This is a genomic window from Halovenus aranensis (assembly GCF_900100385.1).
Taxonomy (GTDB): Archaea; Halobacteriota; Halobacteria; order Halobacteriales; family Haloarculaceae; genus Halovenus; species Halovenus aranensis.
Genome location: NZ_FNFC01000009.1, coordinates 89,765 through 106,153, shown reverse-complemented (window position 1 = coordinate 106,153; position 16,389 = coordinate 89,765). Strand labels below are relative to the sequence as shown.

The following is a 16,389-nucleotide window of genomic DNA, read 5'->3' as shown; positions in this document are numbered from 1 at the left end:
GGAGTGTCCGACTGCACAAAAGCGACGTGGTCCGACGCGAAATAGTACCCGACCAATTCACAGAGTGCGCTCAGGCCTCGTCCAGTTGCCCCCCGAGTACCTTCGCCGCGACCAACACCGGGTCCCACACGGGACTGAAGGGGGGTGCGTACGCCAAATCGAGCCGCTCGAGTTCGGCGACGGTCAGCCCACCGTCGAGCGCCGTAGCGAGCGTGTCGATGCGGATTGCCGCTCGGTCCTCGCCGGCAATTGTCCCTCCGAGCAGGCGGCCACTGTCGCGGTCGGCGACGAGTGTCACCGTCGTGTCGGCGCTGCCCGGATAGTAGCCCGACCGCGAGCCGGCGGTCACCGTCTCCGAGACAGGAGTAAAGCCCGCCTCGCGGGCGGCGTCGTGGTCGACGAGACCGGTCCGGCCACACTCCAGGTCGAACGCTTTCAGGACTGCCGTCCCGGCAATTTCCCCGACCGGTTCGGGGTCACCGGCGACGGTCTGGCCGATGGCTCGCCCGGCGCGGTTGGCCGTCAGCCCGAGCGGGACCCAGTCTGGCTCTCCGGTCACCACGTGGTCCATCTCGGCACAGTCGCCGGCCGCGTAGATTCCGTCGACGGTGGTGTGGCCGTACTCGTCGGTCACAATCGCGCCGGAGTCGCCACAGGCGACTGCGGTGTCGGCGACGAGTTCGGTGTTCGGACGGATGCCGATACCCACGAGCGCGAGGTCTACGTCGACCGCTCCGTCGGCCGCTTCGACGCGCTCGATGCGGCCGTTGCCTTCCAGCCCGGTGACGGCCGTACCGAGATGGAGGTCGACACCGGCGTCGGCGAGTGTCTCGGCCACTTGGTCGCCGACAGCGGCCCCGAACGGCGGGACTGGCCGGTCCGAGCGCTGGTAAAGGTGTGTCTCCAGTCCGCGAGCGCGGAACGCTTCGGCCATCTCGACGCCGACGTAGCCGCCGCCGACGATAGCGACGGTCTCGGGCGGGTCACGGCTGTGGTACGCCTCGACATCGACGTCGACGTACCCGGCATCGAAGGCGTCCACTTCCTCACCGGGCGGTGCCAGAAACGCCCGGACGGCCGCCGCGGCGTGCATGTGATGCATCGTGAACACATCATCGAGGTCGGTCCCGTCGATTGGCGCGGTCAGCGCGTGTGCGCCGGTCGCGACGAGGAGGTCGCCGTAGCTCTGTTCGAACTCCCGGTCTGGTCCGCGGACACGGACTGTCTCGCTCTCGGGGTCGACACCCAGCACTTCGTGGCGTCTGTGGAGGTCGATTCCCCGGCTCTCGACTGCCTCGGGGGACAGTGAGAGGAGGTCTTCGAGGGCGTCGACCTCGCCTTTGATGTAGTAGGGCATCCCGCAGTGGGCGTAGGAAATCCAGTCGCTTTGCTCGTAGACGACGACCTCGCGGTCGGGGTCCTCGCGTTTGCACTTGCTGGCTGCGCTCAGTCCGGCAGCGTCGCCGCCGATGACCACAAATGGGTCGCTCATACGCAATCATCGCTGTCCGTCTACCTAACTGTTGGTGGGCGGTACGTTACCCAGAGCGGGTCTGTGGCGTCACGCCGCCAAGTCGAGATATACAAACCGTTCATGCTCATAACAGTGCATATGGACAACGACGACTCACACGACCACGTCGTCCCCGGCACCGACGAGGACCTCGATACAGCGGACGTTCAGGGTCCCGACTTCCGGGGCGAGACCGACCTACACGACCTGCTCGACACCTACGCGACGACGGGCTTTCAGGCGACACACCTCGCCGACGCAGTCGAGATTACCGAACAGATGCAAGCAGACGACGCGACGATATATCTCACGCTCACCTCGAACATCATCTCCTCGGGGCTGCGCGAGACTGTCGCCGCCCTCGTCCGTGAGGGCCACGTCGACGTGATTATCACGACCTCCGGCTCGCTGACTGAAGACGTTATCAAGACGGCAAAGCCGTTCAAGATGGGCGAGTGGGACGCAGACGAAGCAAAACTCCGCGAACAGGGCATCAACCGGCTCGGGAACATCTACGTTCCCTCCGACCGCTACGTCTGGCTGGAGGAGTACCTGTACGACTTCTTCGATGATTTCTTCGCCGAGGAGCCGGTCCGGACGCCCACGGCGTTTGCACGCGAGTTGGGTGCGACACTCGAGGACGAAGACTCGGTGCTGAAACAGGCCGCAGACAACGACGTGCCGGTGTACTGTCCGGCACTAACAGACGCCGAGGTCGGCAACTTCCTCTATTATTACCGGCGCGAACACGACATGGACATCGGCATCGAAATCCTCGACGACTACGATTCGCTCATCGAGGACGGCATGCTCGCGGAGACGACCGGCCTGATTGCCGTCGGCGGCGGCGTCCCCAAACACCACGCCATCATGACGAACCTGTTCCGTGGCGGCGCGGATTACGCCGTCTACATCTCGACGGGGATGGAAGGCGACGGCTCGCTCTCGGGCGCGCCGCCGGACGAGGCGGTTTCCTGGGGTAAAATCAAAGAGGAACAGACGAACTACACGCAGATAGAAGCGGAGGCGACGCTCGTCTTCCCGCTGCTCGTCGCCGGCGCGTTCATGTCCTGATACCCGTTCTTTCGAGCCTTCCCGCTGTGGCTGAGTCCCGGACACAACCGCAGAACCACGACGAGTCAGTTCGAGGTCAGCCGGACCAACTTGTCGTCGTGTCTCGTGGGGAAGCCGTCGCCCGCGCGGCCGTCGCGGTTCGAAGTCACCGCGTATAGCTCGCCGTCCGGCCCTTGCTCGACGTGGCGAACCCGACCGAGTTCGTCGGGGAGCAGGGGCGTACTGGCGGCGTGATACTCGCTGTCCATCCAGTCGGCGTCGTGGCGACTCTCGTGGTCGGCCGACAGACGGGACCCGTCCTGCGTGACGGTGACGGCGACGACTTGCTGGCTGATGAGGCCACCGACCAGCAGGCGACCCTGGAGCGAAGGGACCGCCTCGCCCGTATAAAAGACACAGCCCGACGGTGCCCAGGAGGGCGCGTTAGCGACCGGGGGCTGGTAGTCGGTCCCCGCGTAGGAATCGAACCCGTCGCTGTTTCGTGCCTCCGGCCAGCCGTAGTTCTCGCCCGGGCGAAGTACGTTCACCTCGTCGCCCCCGCTCGGCCCGTGCTCGGTGATAATCGGCGTGCCGTCGGGGAGCCAGGCGAGTCCCTGCGGATTCCGGTGGCCGTACGTGTACACGCGCGGGTCGCCGCCCTCGATATCGGGGTTCTCGGCCGGCGCGGAGCCGTCCGGCTCGACGCGGAGAATCTTTCCCGCCAGCGTCCCCGGGTCGGCGATTGCATCGGGATTGTCCAACTCCGGGTCGCCGTCGCCGGCCGCAATCCAGAGGTAGTTCGCCGGACCGAACGTGATGCGACCGCCGTTGTGGTAGGCGTCGGCGGGAATGTCGTCGACGATAACCCAGGAGCCGTCTGCTGGGTCGTCGGCAGTCGTGTCGAACGCGACGACGCGGTTCGTGCGGCCGTCACCCGTCTCGGTCGTGAAGTACGTGTATACAAGCGGCACGTCCGGGTAGTTCGGGTGGACGGCGATACCGAGCAGTCCGCCTTCGCCGCCTTCGACGTACCAGCTGTCTTCTTCGGACCCCGGCGGGAGAGCCTCGGCGTCGATGACCGCGCCCGGCTCGGTCACCGTTTCGTATTCGCCCTGCTCGACGGTCAGAATCCGACCTGTGCGCTCGGTGAGAAACACCTCGCCGCTGGGGGCAAACGCGATGTCCCACGGAATCTCGAGGTTCTCGGCGAGTACTTCGATTCCGTAGGCACCCTGCTGTGGGGCTGTCTCCGGCGCCGTCCAGTCGGTGTTGTACTGGTCCCACTGCTCTATCTCGTGGTCAACGCTAGTGTCGTACGGTATCCCGTCGGCGCTCGTTTCTGTCGGCGATGCCGACTCGTCGTCAGACTCCGAGAGACAGCCGGCGACTGTCGACAGCGAGAGCGCGCCCGCCGCAGTCAGCAGTCGCCGCCGCGTGTACCGTCCGGATGTCATACCTGACACTCACGGAGTTGCTGACAAGTGTCTTCTGGAACTGCCGTCGACCGAGGGTCGGACCGCAGTGTCGGTCTTTATATGGGTCGCGTGAGGAGTTGCAGTGTGGACATATTCGACATAGCCACAGCCCCCGCGCTCGGCAGCATGTCTCCGCTCGTCTCCTCAGAGGGACCAGAGATGCTGATTATCGTCGCGCTCATCCTCGCGCTCGGCGTGACGGCGCAGGTCCTTGCCGACCGGTTTCAGGTCCCGAGCGTGCTCTTTTTGATTCTTGCTGGCGTCGCCGTCGGGCCGAAGGGAATCGGGCTCGTCACGCTCGATACCTTTGGCGACTCGCTGACGACTATCGTCGGCATCAGCGTCGCTATCATCGTCTTCGAGGGTGCCTTCCACCTCAAACTGGAGAAACTCAGGGAGGCACCGTCGGCGACGCTTCGGCTGGTGACCGTCGGTGCAATCATCTCGTTTGGCGGGACGACGCTTGCGGTCAGATATCTGCTCGGCGTCGAGTGGGGGATTTCCGCACTGGTCGGGGCCTTGCTGGTAGCGACGGGACCGACGGTCATCACGCCGATTCTGGCGGTCGTCCCGGTTCGGGACCGCGTTGCCGCGGCACTCGAAACGGAGGGTATCGTCAACGACGTGAGTGCGGCTATCTTCGCGGCGGTCATCTTCAAGCTGCTTGCCTCACAGGAGGCGAACCCGACAGACTACCTCGTCGAGTTCGTCCAGCGGCTGAGCGTCGGCGTCTTCATTGGCCTCGCGACCGCGCTCGTCCTGTGGTTCCTAGTGGTCTACGTCGACAGCCCGGCCGCATGGACGCCCCAGAACGTTCGCCTGATGACGCTTGCGGGCGCAATCTTAGCGTTCAGCTCGGCGGATACGATTGCGACCGAATCCGGCGTCGCGGCTGTTGCGACGGCTGGCGTGTTGCTTGGCAATCTGAATCTGCCCTACGAGGAGGAAATCGAGGAGTTCAAAGGCGACGTGACGATTGTCGTCCTTTCGTTTGTCTTCATCGCGCTGTCGGCGCTCATCGAGTTCGAAACCCTGCTCGATTTGGGTCTCGCGGGGCTTGCTGTCGTCGCTGTCGTGGCGCTCGTGTTGCGGCCGGCCCTCGTCTTCCTCTCGACTGCCGGCGCACAGTTTACGCGCGGCGAGAAGCTGTTTATGAGTTTCGCCGGTCCTCGCGGCATCATTCCGGCCAGCGTCGCGACGCTGTTTGCAATCCAGCTTCAGAACCCGGCCCCGCCGTCGAATCCGGAGGGTGCGAACGTCCTCGCGGGGACGGTCTTTCTGGTGATTTTCGTGACTGTCGTCTTCGAAGGCGGATTCGCGCGACAGATCGCTGAGCGGTTACAGGTGATTCCAATGCGTGTACTCATCATCGGCGGCGGACGTGTCGGGAGCGAACTGGGCAAACGACTAGAAGAGCGCGGCGAGAACGTCGTCATCATCGAAAACGACAGCGACATGGCAGAGACACGCCGGAGCGAGGGGTTCACTGTCAGAGACGGTGACGGCACGGACACCGAGTGTCTCAGACAGGCCGGGGCCGACAACGCGAAGATAATCGTCGCTGCAACGGGCGACGACGACACGAACCTGCTCGTGACACAACTCGCGGACTCGAAGTTCGACGTCCGCAAGGTGATAACCCGCGTCAACGACCCCGAGAACCGGTCCGCGTTCGAGGACCTCGGCATCGAGACGGTCTCGGAGACGGGGTCGACGGCCTGGGCAATCGACAACCTCATCGAGCGGCCGGGGCTGTCGCGGTGGATGGCGGAACTCGGCCGCAGCGGCGATGTCCAGGAGATAGAAGTGACCGACGAAGGTCTCGTCGACAAGACAATCGCCGAACTGAACACCGAACTCCCCGACGGCTGTATCGTCGCACTCGTCACCCGGGACGAGGAGAACACGGTTCCCGACCCGGAACTGCGGGTACAGTACGGCGACCACCTCACGGTGCTCGGCCAGACCGAGGCCGTCGACGAGGCAATCACACAGCTACACCCACACGACTGACGCGGCTCAATCCTGCGGTGTCGGTTCTTCTGTGGGTGTCGAGACGGCCAGTGACACCCCGGCGTAGCGACTCCACAGCAAGAGCACGCTCGGTAACACGAGGAAACTGACGACGAAGGCGGTCACGAGTGCGACGACAACGATGCTCCCGAAGCTCTGGACCTGCGGGTGGGGTACGAGTGCAATCGTCGCGAACGCGCCCGCCGATGTGAGCGTACTGCCAAGCAGCGCGCCGCCGGTACCGGTCACGGCCGTCCGGAGTGCCGACACGGAGTCTGCCCCCCCGCGGAGTTCGTCGGCGAAGCGGTCGCCGATGTGGATGTTGTAGTCGATACCGAGACCGACAACCAGACTCATCAGCAGTGCCGTCAACAGCGTCAGCGGGATGTCGAGCAGATACATCGCGGCGACGACGAGTCCCACCACGAGAACGATTGGGCAAGCAACGGCCGCGCCGAGGGTCGCACTGCCGTGCATGAGCCGGAAGACGACCACCAGCGCGAGTACGATTGCTGCCAGCGCGACGAGCATCGTCGTGACGACGCCGTCGATGACGTTGTCGAGTACTGCCTCGTTGACCGCAATCGGGCCGGCCGCCGTTGCCGTCCGCTGGCCGTCATCGGCCATGACAGCGGCTCCGTCGTCGAGTTTGGGCGCAATGGCGCTCGATTCGGAGAAGTCGGCGTCCAGCGAGAGCGTCACGAGGACCGACCGGTACTCGCCGTCGACCCGCTCGATGACCTGTCCGGCAGTTTCGCTGTCGGCCGCATAGAGCGCGTCGTACACCTCGGCGAGATTCTGGTCTGGCACACCGTTGCCGTCGGTGTCAGCCTCGGCGAAGACGGCCGCGAACTCCTCACTCTCGGCCGCGACCCGTTGCATCGCAGTCAGCGGGGAGTCTCTGGCGCTCGTTCTGGCCTGGTCGATGAGCAGTCCCTCCTGTCCGATTGTCTGGACGCCAGCGTCGATAGCTTCGAGTGTCGACGGACTCGTCACGTCTCCCTCGACGAGTATCTCTGACTGGATGGCATCGTCTGCGTTCGCGGGCTGATAGACGCTTTCGACGTGGCGCTGTTGCTCGAATATCGGGGTTTCCTCCCAGCCCAGCGGCCCGGGCAGTTGCTGTTTCCACTCTGCGACGTCGCCGTCGGCCTGCTGGTAGCTCTCTTGGTCGAGTTGTGTCCAGACCACTCCGCCGCTCGCGGCGACGAGCACCGCGAGCACCAGCACGACGGGGGCTGCCCGTCTGGCAAGTGTGACACTCTGTTCGAGCACGGGCCGCAGATACGTGCCGTGACCGAGGGGTGCCTTCCGGCGGTCGAGACCCACCCGTTCGAGCGTGCGGTCGATGCTGATTTTCAGTGCGGGAACAACCGTGACGAAGATACCGAGCGCAGAGACGACGCCCAGCGTGACGGTGACACCGAGGTCACGGATGACCGGCAACGGATTCGACAGGTTTGCCAGAAAGCCGATGGAGGCCGTCGCGGCCACAAGTACGAGTGCCGTCGCGACGAGGGCGACACCCCTCGCCATCGGTGCCCGAATCTCGTCTTCGGGGCCGCGCTCTTCGCGGTATCGGTTGAAGACGTGGAAACCGAAGTCGATGCTCAGTCCCGCAATCAGCACGACGGGAATGATACTCATGAGGCCAGCCTCGACGCCGAGCCAGCCGAGCAGACCGAACGTCCACAGCACCGACAGGACGACCCCGGTCATGCCGACGACGACGTCGACTATATCGCGGTACGCGAACACCAAAATAAACAGAATGAGCGCCAGCGCCACCGGCAAGACGAGTTCGACCATCTCACCGAAGAACTGCGAGGTCGCCTCGTCGTAAGCGTCAGAACTCAACATAAAAAAGCCGGCGTCCGAACGTTCAGTCGCCGCCTCGTAGAGGACGCTCTCGGCGTCTTCGCGGGTTTCACTGTCGACTGTCGTGTCGAGGACGGCAAGCGTGCGTCGGTCAGCAGAGGTCGTCCCCTCGTGGTCGGTGGGGAGGAACTGCGTCGCACGCGGGTTCTCATCGAGCACCCGGCCGAGGACGGCCTCGACCTCGCTGTCACTCATCGATTCGAGCGCCGCAATCTGGGCGTCGAGCGAGCCGTCACCGTCTGCCGCTCGCGCTCCGACGAGATTTTCGATGCCCTGAATCCCGTCGTCGTGAAGCGCCGCCTGGACGGTCTCGTTTTCCGTGACTGCTTGCTGGTAGCGTAGCCCCGCAAGCAGTGACTCTTTGGACAGCGCGTTACCGCCCTCGTTCCAGACGTATACCGGATCGAACGTTCTGGTCGACTCGTCGTCGGTCGCGTTGCCGTACGCGTCCTCGATGTACTGTGATTTCTGGACGCGGTCGACATCTTCGAACTGGTCAGCGGTGCCACCAGACTGACTCGACGTATCCAACTGCGGGATACCGGCGAGGATACCACCGGTCAGAAGTACCATCACTACCAGCACGACGACGTTGTGCTCCGTGACGAACCTGGTCGCCCGCCCGAGAAGCGTTTCTCTCATTCTCTGAAACGTGGTAGTGTATTGACTCTCTTATAATGACCACAGTGCGCTCCTGTTCAGAACCGCCCGGATACATTTATATATGTGAACGAGGCAAAATGTTTATACGATTTAGATGAAGGGCACTGAGAACCGTCGGCAGATTCATTCGCGTCTCGGCCGGGTCAAGTTGGCCGGCCGCCCCGGGACATACCAGCAAGCACCGATTCGACCGCCCTCGACCACGAGGTGTCTATGACACCGGAGAAATCCCCGCTGACCTACGGGGAGTTGCCACCCGAAGACGCGCTCGCCTTGCTCGGCAACGACATCCGGACTGCCATCCTCTGGACGCTCAGCGAGGCCCGGGGTGGTGAGGGTCCGCCGCCGGTTCTCCCCTTCTCGGAGCTACGCCGGAAGGCAGACCTGGATGTCGAGAGCAGTCGGTTCAATTACCACCTGCAGGAACTGCTCGGAACGTTCGTCGAGCGAGTTCCGCCCGAGGAGACGGACGACGACGCACAGGTCGTCTCCGAACTGGCCAGTACTCCGGGCGAGGGGTTCCGGCTCCGCCCCGAGGGGACAACACTCATCCGTACCATTCGGACCTGGTCTGACGAGGGCGACGCGTGGCTCGCGCCGTTCGAACTCGACCAGGAGTGTTATCACTGTGACACCGCACTCGAAGCCGAGTACGACAACGCTATCTTTGCCATCAGATGCCCCGGCTGTGAGTACGTCTACGACTACAATCTGACGCCTCCGGGCGTGCTCGGGGACGACCGCGAGGAAACCCTCGACAACGTCGCCGCCTACAACCGGAGCCAGCGGCTGGCGTTTGCCCGCGGGACCTGCCCGCTGTGTGGCAACGCGGTCGACGCCGAGTTCGTCGCCGGCGAGGAGACTGGCTATCCCCGTGGCGACCTGCGGACGCTGCTGGTGCGGCGTGGCTGTGACCACTGTGGCAACAAAGACAACCTCACACTGGGTGAGGTTTTGCTCCGCGATGCCCGCCTGGTCGGGTTCTGTGCCGAGCGCGGCCTCGACGTGACGACGACGCCAATCTGGAAACTGCCGTTCGCGGCGACCGACCGCCACACGACTATCGACGCGACCGACCCATCGAAGGCGACGCTTGCTGTCGACTGCGACGGCGATACGCTTACACTCACCGTCGATGACTCCCTCTCGGTCGTCGACCGCCGCCTTTGATAGTGATTATTGCGGTACGTTTCGTGACCACGTCACAGGACTGGTCGTGTCACGTCGTGTGAAATGCGTCTGCTGTCGGGACGGCGGGAACGACTCCCAATAATCAGTACGAGTGGCGGCCGCGACCTCTCTGTTACTCTACAAAAACACAGTGTTGAAGCGCTGCTTACAAATGTCAATTTCCGGAAATTTATATCCGGACAGCAGACCGACACCTAGTCGATGGACGTTCCACGACGCGTACGCTGGCAGTACTACGTCTATCGGGTGACGAACTCGATGGGGTTCTACGTGCCTGTCAGTGTCATCTATCTGCTCCACAGGGGGTACGGGCTCGAATACATCGGTCTCCTGCAGGCGGTCTTTTCGGTGTCGCTGCTGGTGGCGGAGGTGCCCTCGGGATATCTCGGGGACAGACTGGGCCGGCGGCGGACGCTCGCGGTCGGGAGTCTTCTGCGGGCAGCGGGACTGCTCGGGTACGTCGTCGTCGACTTCGCCGCCGGATACTTGCTGTTGAAGATATGCTTCGGCGTCGGGTGGGCGTTCCGGTCGGGCAACAGGGACGCCTGGCTCTATGATGTTCTCGACAGCTACGGCGACACCGCGTGTTTCGCCAGGGTCGACAGTCGGGCGAGTACGGCGTTGTTGCTCGCCTCTGCCGGCGGCGCCCTCGCCGGCGGTGTCCTCTACGGTCTCGACCCGGCGCTGCCCTTTCTGGTCAACGGGACGGTGGCCCTCCTCGGGTTGCCCGTTCTCGCGGCCATGCCTGACGGCTCTGGTGACCACGGCGACAACCCTGTGACCGTCCGGACCGCCGTCGACACGCTCCGTGCACAGACGCGCAGGCCCGAGGTCCGGTGGGTCGTCGCGTACACGGTGGTGCTGTTTCTCGTCTTCGATTTGACCCGGACGTTCGAGCAGCCGGCACTCGACGCCATCGGAGTCTCTACTGCCGGGATGGGCGTGCTGTACGCCGCGTTCAAACTCGTCTCTGCCGGCGCGGCGGCGGCCGTCGGCCAGATTCAGGAGACGCTTGGGACGCGGCGCTCGCTGCTTCTGGCCGCACCGCTGGTCGGGCTCTCCTACGCTGCCATCGCGGTCGTCCCGCTGGCGGTCGTTCCCGCGCTGTTCCTCTACCGGAGTCTCAGGGTCGTCATCCGCCCGATTCGTAATCAGTACCTGAACGACCGGCTGGCAGATGTCGGCAGGGCGACGGTCCTCTCGGGGGTGTCGATGGTGCTCTCTCTCGCAGGGGCATTCGCACGGGTCGGCGGCGGCGCGGTCGCGAACCGTACCGGCCCGCTGCTCTTCCTGGCGGGTGCTGGCGTGACGCTCTCGCTCTCGGCGGGACTGCTCTGGATTGCTGTCTCCCCGGTCAGACCGGCCGCTCCCGGAGACGTCGTGGCATCCGCCGACGACTGACTATCGCTCGTCGAGATACCACCGAAGAAGCTCCTTTCCCCGCTCTATGCGACGGCGGCGTTCGGCCTCAGTCTGCTGGATTGCGAGTCGCTCTGATTTGACCTCTTCGCGGACGGCTTCGACGAACGCCTCGTTGCAGTCGTCTGGCACCGTCCCGTCGAACCACTCGTCGACGTGACGATGCCACTCGTCGTCGCCGTAGGTTCCGTCTTCGACACACCAATCCCAGTAGGCTGCCACTTCCTCCCAGTATCCCTCCCCGGCTCGTCGGTCCGCGACCAGCGCCTTCGCGACGCGTGCCCCGTGCCCGGCGCTGATGAGCACCTGATGTGGGCCCCCCGAAAGCCAGCCCGCCACGTAGAGCCCGTCTATCTCCGTGCGTCCGGTCGCCTCGTCGCAGTCGACCGGGTGGTCACCCTCGTCGTGAAAGCGTCCGTCGTCGAGGTCACAGAGGTAGTCGGCGTTGTACGCCGAGGCGGCGATAACGGAGTCGGTCGTGACGGTCTTCCCGTCCTGTGTCTCGACGCGGAACCCGTCGTCGACTCCCTCGACTGTCGACACCATGTCGTCGACGACCGCACAGCCCTCGAACTGTGCGTGTGCGCGCCCGAGTTCGAGAAATGCCGCGGGGTCGATGCCGAGAAATCCGAGGTAGTTCTCAAGGGTGTAACACTGGCAGGTAGCGGACTGGCCGCGGTCGAAGATAACCGCATCGAGCCCGTATCGAGCCACGAACACACCCGCGGCGAGCCCCGACGCACCGCCGCCGACGATGACGACGTCGTATGCGTCGGCGCGTGGCGCTGTTGCCTTCTCGGTGGTGAACTCCATCGGCCTAGAAGTCGCCGTTGACGATGTCAGCGACCCGCTGGCGGTCGAATAGCTCCTCGTCGACGCCGTATGCCTGGCTGGCCGCGCGTTCGGTGAGTACCATGTTCGTAATCGGGCCCTGATAGAGGGGGCCGCCACGGTAGACGTCGCCGTTTTGAACCGCCTTCAGGCTGCTGGCAACGTCGTGGTTGTTCATAAAGGAGACGACGGTCTCCTCGAACTCCGTCGCCGTCTTGGCCTCGTTGCCACGCAACAACACCAGGTCGGGGTCGATCTCCAGCAGCGTCTCGTAGTCGACGCGAGCCCGGCCCGCGTGGAAGTCCGCCACGTCCGTCGTCGCGAAGGCGTCCTCGACGCCGAGGTCGCGCCACTGCTTGAAACTCGTCCCCTCGTCGATGAGGTACGGCGAGAACTTCTCGGGCTCACCGATAGGCTGTGGCCACATGATAGCGACAGAGGGACGCTCGTCCTCGGGTGGAATAATCTCCTCTAGGTTGTCCTGGAACGTGCTGTGTAGGTCGACGAACGCCTCGTAGCGCTCGCGCTCTTGGAACAGCTCGGCCATCTTCTCGAAGGCGTCGTACAGCGAGAGGAACTGGTAGTCGTGCCACTCGTATCCCCGCGAGAAGCTACTGTTCCCGAGGAAGGGCGTCCCTGTCGACTCTATCTGCTCGATATCGCTCTCTTCGATGGCGTCGCTCCGGTTGACGATGAAGTTCGGGTCCATGACGAACACGTCAACTTCCTCACCAAGCGCCAGGAACTTCTCTGTGTCCAGGCCGCCCTCCCACAGCGAGCCGATTTCGCCCTGGTCGACGCTCAGGTCCGGAATCTCGTCGTAGAGCTGCGTATGGTACCGCTGGGAGAGATAGACCGTCTCGGGCGGGTCCTGCCCGAGCGCGACCCCCATGTCGGCCCAGCTCCCGTTGTTCGCTGCCCACGTCTCGGGGATAGACTCGAACTCGACGGTCCCGACAGACTCCATCGTCACCGAGTACGGCGTCGACTCTCCGCCATCTGTCGATTCGGGAGTATCGTCGCCGTCGCTCGAGGCCGGCGTCTCCGTTCCGTCCGTCGGCGTGCCGTCGCCGTCTGCGCCGTCCTCGCTCTCGTCGTCACCGTCGCTACCGCCGATACAGCCCGCGAGCGCGCCGGCTCCGGCGACGACTGCTCCTGCTCTCAACACCTGTCTCCGTGTACTGGAATCGTCTTCCATATTTTTAGGCTGGCCTAAAATACCGAAAAGGGTTTCGGAATCGGCCCGGTGGGGCATGGAACAGGGAGCTACTGCCAGAGGGTCTGTCAGCGGTTCGTACGTGTCTCAATTATTTAGGCTTGCCTAAATTGCGCGACACCGGGGACGGACACGCGGCGTCACACTCGACTCGACTGGGGCCGGTCCCGCTTCGCGCTCTGGGCTTGGCTCACAGATTACGCCACTCCGTGCAATCGACGAGTGACAATCGCATCCCTTTTATTTTAGGCAAGCCTAAACAGGGGTGATGCCAGTCGAGACGCGGCCAGACGAAAGCGTCGAGCCAGCGCCCGAGCGACGGCCACGGCTAACGGTCTGTGAGAGTCGCCCCGGACGGGCTGTCTTTCTCGAAGCGGGGAACGCGGACGGCTGGATAGCGAGTGACGTTACCGTCGACTTCTCCCGATAGCCATGACTGACAACACAGCATCTGACACCGAAGAAGCGACCGACCGGACGACCATCAGGTCCGGCCGAGACTTCGAACAGGAGTACCGCCTCGACGCCGAGGCTGCCGGCGAGTTTCTCGTCGAACTCGGCACGCAACTCCAGGAAGACGACGAGCTGACGATGACGACTGACGAGTGGGAACTCCCCTTCGAATTCGGCGAGCCTGCGACGCTCGAAATCGACTACGAGGGCGTCGACGAGCCGGAACTCGAAATTGAACTCGAACTCCCCGGGCGGACTGACGACCCAGCACCCGGAATCAAATAAGAGCGCGTCTCAGTTCACGTCCGGCGCTTCGGCGTGTGTCGCCGACTCGAGCACGAGCGTGTCGTCTTCGAGGTAGTGCTCGATGTGGTGGGCGTGTTCTTCGATGGTTTCGAGCTGCTCGCGGAGCATCTGTGCCGTCGCGTGGTCGCCAAGACCTGCCGCGAGTTCGATGTGTTCGCGGTAGCTCTCGATGATGTCGCCCATCATCTCCAGGTCGTTGTGGAGCGAGGTCCGGATGTTGTAGACATCTTCGTCTTCTGCCTCGACAGTGGCCTCCTCGGCGAGCGTCGTCATGCTGGCGTGGGGAACACCGCCCAGCGCCTGGAGCCGCTCGGCGACTTCGTCGGCGGCCTCTTCGACGTCCTCGTAGACCTCTTGGAGGAAGACGTGGATGTCGAGGAACTCTGCGCCCTCGACGTTCCAGTGGTGTTTGTGTAGCTGGTGATAGAGGACGTACGCGTCCGCGAGGTCAGTGTTCAACGCGTCGATAATCTGTTCTGCCTTCTCCGGGGCGAGCCGGAGCGCGTTCTCTTCGACTGTGCCCGCTTCCTGCTGGACTGTCTCTTGTGTATTCATCGTATCTCGTTATTGTGTCCCGACCCACTTAAATATTATCAATTTTAGTACACTTTTCGCCCAGCCTAAACCTGGCCGGTGTCTCCAGCCCGGGGTAGGGTCGAGTCTCGGTCGGCGAAACGCGACGATGGGTTTTTTGTCGGATTTGGTTCAATCAAGAGACAATGAGTTTAGTTGCGGTCCGCATCGCCCAGACAGAGGTACGGCGAACGCTCCGGACAATCCGCGCAGACCGGACGAAGCTTCTTATTTTCGCTATGCTCGGACTGGTTCTGGTCGCGCCGGTACTGCTGTTTGGCTCGTTGCTGCTCTCGACGGCCGGCGAGGAGTTGGTTGCCGGAGATATCGCGAGCGACGACATCGAGACAATCGAGAGCACGGTTCTCGGGACGGTCGCGGTCGGCGTCGTCGGACTCACGGTCTTCGGGACCGCGCGGGCGATGACCACGGTTGCAGACATCGACGAACCGGCCGCGTTACTCCTCTCGACGCGGCTTCGAAACGTCGTTGCCGGACTCGTGTTGAAAGAGTCAATCGTCGTCTTGCTCTGGCTGGCCGGCCCAGTCGTCGTTCTGTCGAGCGCCTTCGCGTGGGGGGCAACGGCACCGCTGGTCCCCGTGTTCGCGCTGGTGGCACTCCTGACTGTCGTCGGAACTGCCGTCTCTGTCGGCTTCGTGGTCGGTCTCTGTCTCCGGCACCTGCTCACGGTGTACGAACCGATTGCACAGTACCGGACGGTCGTGTTCGCGCTTCTCGGACTCGCGTACTTCGCGAGCATCGCCTTCGGCTGGCTCAACAGAGTCACGGCGGTTCTGTTCGACCTGCTCGGCAACAGCCCGCTTGGCTGGCCGGGACAGCTCGTTCTCGTCGCCGCTCCCGTGGTCGACGGGGTCTGGTGGGCGACCATCGCGAGCGTCGCCGGCGCGGCCGGTCTCGCGTTGGCTGCGCTCGCGGTTGCCGTCCGACTCGGCGAGCTTCACTGGTTTGCCGACCCTGCCTCCTCTGACAGCAAAACCGTCGAGTCGAACGACCGGCTCGGGTCGCTGCTCGCTGGGTTCGCCGCCCGTCCCGTCAGAACCGTCACTGTGACCGCGATTCGGCGGGCACGCCGGGCACCTGTTCGTCTCTTTTATGTGGCCTACCCGCTGCTCGGCACCATTGCGTTCATCGGAGATGTCATCGAGACCGGCGAGGTTCCCGTCGCCGCTGCGGTGTTGTTTGCGGTGTACGTGGCTTGGGCGGCTGGTGCGCTGTTTACGCTCAATCTGCTCGGCGACCACGGGCCGGCACTACCGGCGGTGTTGACCGCGACCGTCTCTGGCCGCGAGGTCGTGGGTGGGACGGTCCTCGCAGGCGTCATCTGCATGGCCCCGCTCGCTCTCGTGGTGCCGCTGGCTGCGGGGCTGTTGAGCCCGCTTGCACTCACGGAGACACTCCTGTTGACGGCCGGTACCGTCGTTGGCACGCTTCTCACCCCGGTACTCGCTGTCGGCGTCGGCGCCGCATTCCCCCGGTTTGGCTCGGTGCGTATCACGACCAACCGCGAGGCCGTGATGCCGAGCAAGTCTGCCTTCGTGCTCTACTCGCTTGCAGTGTTGTTCCCGCTCGGTGCCGGCGGAGTCCTCTGGCTCGACGGCGGGACAGAGTTCGTCGCGGCGACTCTCTCGGGGCTTTTGACCCTCGTCCCTCGCATCGAGCTGACCGTTCCCGAAAGCGTGGTCACCGGCGCTGCGGTGGCGGTTCTCGCCGCCGGGATACTCGCGCCGCCGCTCTCGGTCAGATACGCTGTCCGCCGGTTCGACGAGTATCGGCACGAATAACGT

At 63.9% G+C, this 16,389-nt stretch carries 13 protein-coding genes; 7 read left to right on the top strand and 6 right to left on the bottom strand.

The window, feature by feature from the left end; translation table 11 throughout:
- Nucleotides 1–70: 70 nt before the first annotated feature.
- Nucleotides 71–1,492 carry an FAD-dependent oxidoreductase gene (locus BLR34_RS10500; protein ID WP_092702755.1) on the bottom strand — a complete coding sequence of 474 codons (1,422 nt, stop codon included), beginning with the start codon at nucleotides 1,490–1,492 and terminating at the stop codon, nucleotides 71–73.
- Between the two features lie 120 nt (nucleotides 1,493–1,612).
- Between BLR34_RS10500 and BLR34_RS10495 the strand changes: the two genes are divergently transcribed.
- Nucleotides 1,613–2,587, top strand: coding sequence for a deoxyhypusine synthase (locus BLR34_RS10495; RefSeq protein WP_092702753.1), 975 nt, complete (start codon nucleotides 1,613–1,615; stop codon nucleotides 2,585–2,587).
- 65 nt (nucleotides 2,588–2,652) lie between these two features.
- Here BLR34_RS10495 and BLR34_RS10490 read toward each other — a convergent pair whose 3' ends face one another.
- Nucleotides 2,653–4,020, bottom strand: a complete 1,368-nt coding sequence (locus BLR34_RS10490) for a PQQ-dependent sugar dehydrogenase (protein ID WP_092702751.1) — start codon at nucleotides 4,018–4,020, stop codon at nucleotides 2,653–2,655.
- 147 nt (nucleotides 4,021–4,167) lie between these two features.
- Here BLR34_RS10490 and BLR34_RS10485 point away from each other — a divergent pair, with 147 nt between their 5' ends.
- Nucleotides 4,168–6,054: a cation:proton antiporter domain-containing protein gene (locus BLR34_RS10485; RefSeq protein ID WP_092702886.1), complete on the top strand. Its 1,887-nt coding sequence runs from the start codon at nucleotides 4,168–4,170 to the stop codon at nucleotides 6,052–6,054.
- A gap of 6 nt (nucleotides 6,055–6,060) precedes the next feature.
- Here the strand turns inward: BLR34_RS10485 and BLR34_RS10480 are convergent, their stop codons facing one another.
- On the bottom strand, nucleotides 6,061–8,574 hold the full coding sequence (locus BLR34_RS10480) for an efflux RND transporter permease subunit (RefSeq protein ID WP_092702750.1): 2,514 nt from the start codon (nucleotides 8,572–8,574) through the stop codon (nucleotides 6,061–6,063).
- 234 nt (nucleotides 8,575–8,808) lie between these two features.
- On the opposite strand from BLR34_RS10480, the gene BLR34_RS17395 reads away from it, so the two are divergent.
- On the top strand, nucleotides 8,809–9,765 hold the full coding sequence (locus BLR34_RS17395; protein WP_092702749.1) for a DUF7351 domain-containing protein: 957 nt from the start codon (nucleotides 8,809–8,811) through the stop codon (nucleotides 9,763–9,765).
- Between the two features lie 222 nt (nucleotides 9,766–9,987).
- Complete coding sequence (locus BLR34_RS10470; protein WP_092702747.1) at nucleotides 9,988–11,187, top strand: MFS transporter; 1,200 nt, start codon at nucleotides 9,988–9,990, stop codon at nucleotides 11,185–11,187.
- Here BLR34_RS10470 and BLR34_RS10465 read toward each other — a convergent pair whose 3' ends face one another.
- Nucleotides 11,188–12,018 carry an NAD(P)-binding protein gene (locus BLR34_RS10465; RefSeq protein WP_092702745.1) on the bottom strand — a complete coding sequence of 277 codons (831 nt, stop codon included), beginning with the start codon at nucleotides 12,016–12,018 and terminating at the stop codon, nucleotides 11,188–11,190.
- Nucleotides 12,019–12,022: 4 nt separating this feature from the next.
- Entirely contained in the window at nucleotides 12,023–13,234 is a 1,212-nt protein-coding gene (locus tag BLR34_RS10460) for an ABC transporter substrate-binding protein (RefSeq protein WP_092702743.1), read from the bottom strand.
- Nucleotides 13,235–13,520: 286 nt separating this feature from the next.
- Here BLR34_RS10460 and BLR34_RS17000 point away from each other — a divergent pair, with 286 nt between their 5' ends.
- Both BLR34_RS17000 and BLR34_RS10455 read left to right on the top strand, forming a co-directional pair.
- Nucleotides 13,521–13,682 carry a hypothetical protein gene (locus tag BLR34_RS17000; protein WP_176765298.1) on the top strand — a complete coding sequence of 54 codons (162 nt, stop codon included), beginning with the start codon at nucleotides 13,521–13,523 and terminating at the stop codon, nucleotides 13,680–13,682.
- A 2-nt stretch (nucleotides 13,683–13,684) separates the two neighbouring features.
- On the top strand, nucleotides 13,685–13,990 hold the full coding sequence (locus tag BLR34_RS10455; RefSeq protein WP_092702741.1) for an amphi-Trp domain-containing protein: 306 nt from the start codon (nucleotides 13,685–13,687) through the stop codon (nucleotides 13,988–13,990).
- A 9-nt stretch (nucleotides 13,991–13,999) separates the two neighbouring features.
- Here BLR34_RS10455 and dpsA read toward each other — a convergent pair whose 3' ends face one another.
- Complete coding sequence (gene dpsA, locus BLR34_RS10450) at nucleotides 14,000–14,566, bottom strand: DNA starvation/stationary phase protection protein DpsA (RefSeq protein WP_092702739.1); 567 nt, start codon at nucleotides 14,564–14,566, stop codon at nucleotides 14,000–14,002.
- Nucleotides 14,567–14,730: 164 nt separating this feature from the next.
- Between dpsA and BLR34_RS10445 the strand changes: the two genes are divergently transcribed.
- On the top strand, nucleotides 14,731–16,386 hold the full coding sequence (locus BLR34_RS10445; RefSeq protein ID WP_092702737.1) for a hypothetical protein: 1,656 nt from the start codon (nucleotides 14,731–14,733) through the stop codon (nucleotides 16,384–16,386).
- The last annotated feature ends 3 nt before the right edge of the window (nucleotides 16,387–16,389 follow it).

Coding starts and splice junctions, on each gene's coding strand:
- BLR34_RS10500 (WP_092702755.1), bottom strand. CDS start 1,492: ATGAGCGACCCATTTGTGGTCATCGGCGGCGACGCTGCCGGACTGAGC.
- BLR34_RS10495 (WP_092702753.1), top strand. CDS start 1,613: ATGGACAACGACGACTCACACGACCACGTCGTCCCCGGCACCGACGAG.
- BLR34_RS10490 (WP_092702751.1), bottom strand. CDS start 4,020: ATGACATCCGGACGGTACACGCGGCGGCGACTGCTGACTGCGGCGGGC.
- BLR34_RS10485 (WP_092702886.1), top strand. CDS start 4,168: ATGTCTCCGCTCGTCTCCTCAGAGGGACCAGAGATGCTGATTATCGTC.
- BLR34_RS10480 (WP_092702750.1), bottom strand. CDS start 8,574: ATGAGAGAAACGCTTCTCGGGCGGGCGACCAGGTTCGTCACGGAGCAC.
- BLR34_RS17395 (WP_092702749.1), top strand. CDS start 8,809: ATGACACCGGAGAAATCCCCGCTGACCTACGGGGAGTTGCCACCCGAA.
- BLR34_RS10470 (WP_092702747.1), top strand. CDS start 9,988: ATGGACGTTCCACGACGCGTACGCTGGCAGTACTACGTCTATCGGGTG.
- BLR34_RS10465 (WP_092702745.1), bottom strand. CDS start 12,018: ATGGAGTTCACCACCGAGAAGGCAACAGCGCCACGCGCCGACGCATAC.
- BLR34_RS10460 (WP_092702743.1), bottom strand. CDS start 13,234: ATGGAAGACGATTCCAGTACACGGAGACAGGTGTTGAGAGCAGGAGCA.
- BLR34_RS17000 (WP_176765298.1), top strand. CDS start 13,521: ATGCCAGTCGAGACGCGGCCAGACGAAAGCGTCGAGCCAGCGCCCGAG.
- BLR34_RS10455 (WP_092702741.1), top strand. CDS start 13,685: ATGACTGACAACACAGCATCTGACACCGAAGAAGCGACCGACCGGACG.
- dpsA (WP_092702739.1), bottom strand. CDS start 14,566: ATGAATACACAAGAGACAGTCCAGCAGGAAGCGGGCACAGTCGAAGAG.
- BLR34_RS10445 (WP_092702737.1), top strand. CDS start 14,731: ATGAGTTTAGTTGCGGTCCGCATCGCCCAGACAGAGGTACGGCGAACG.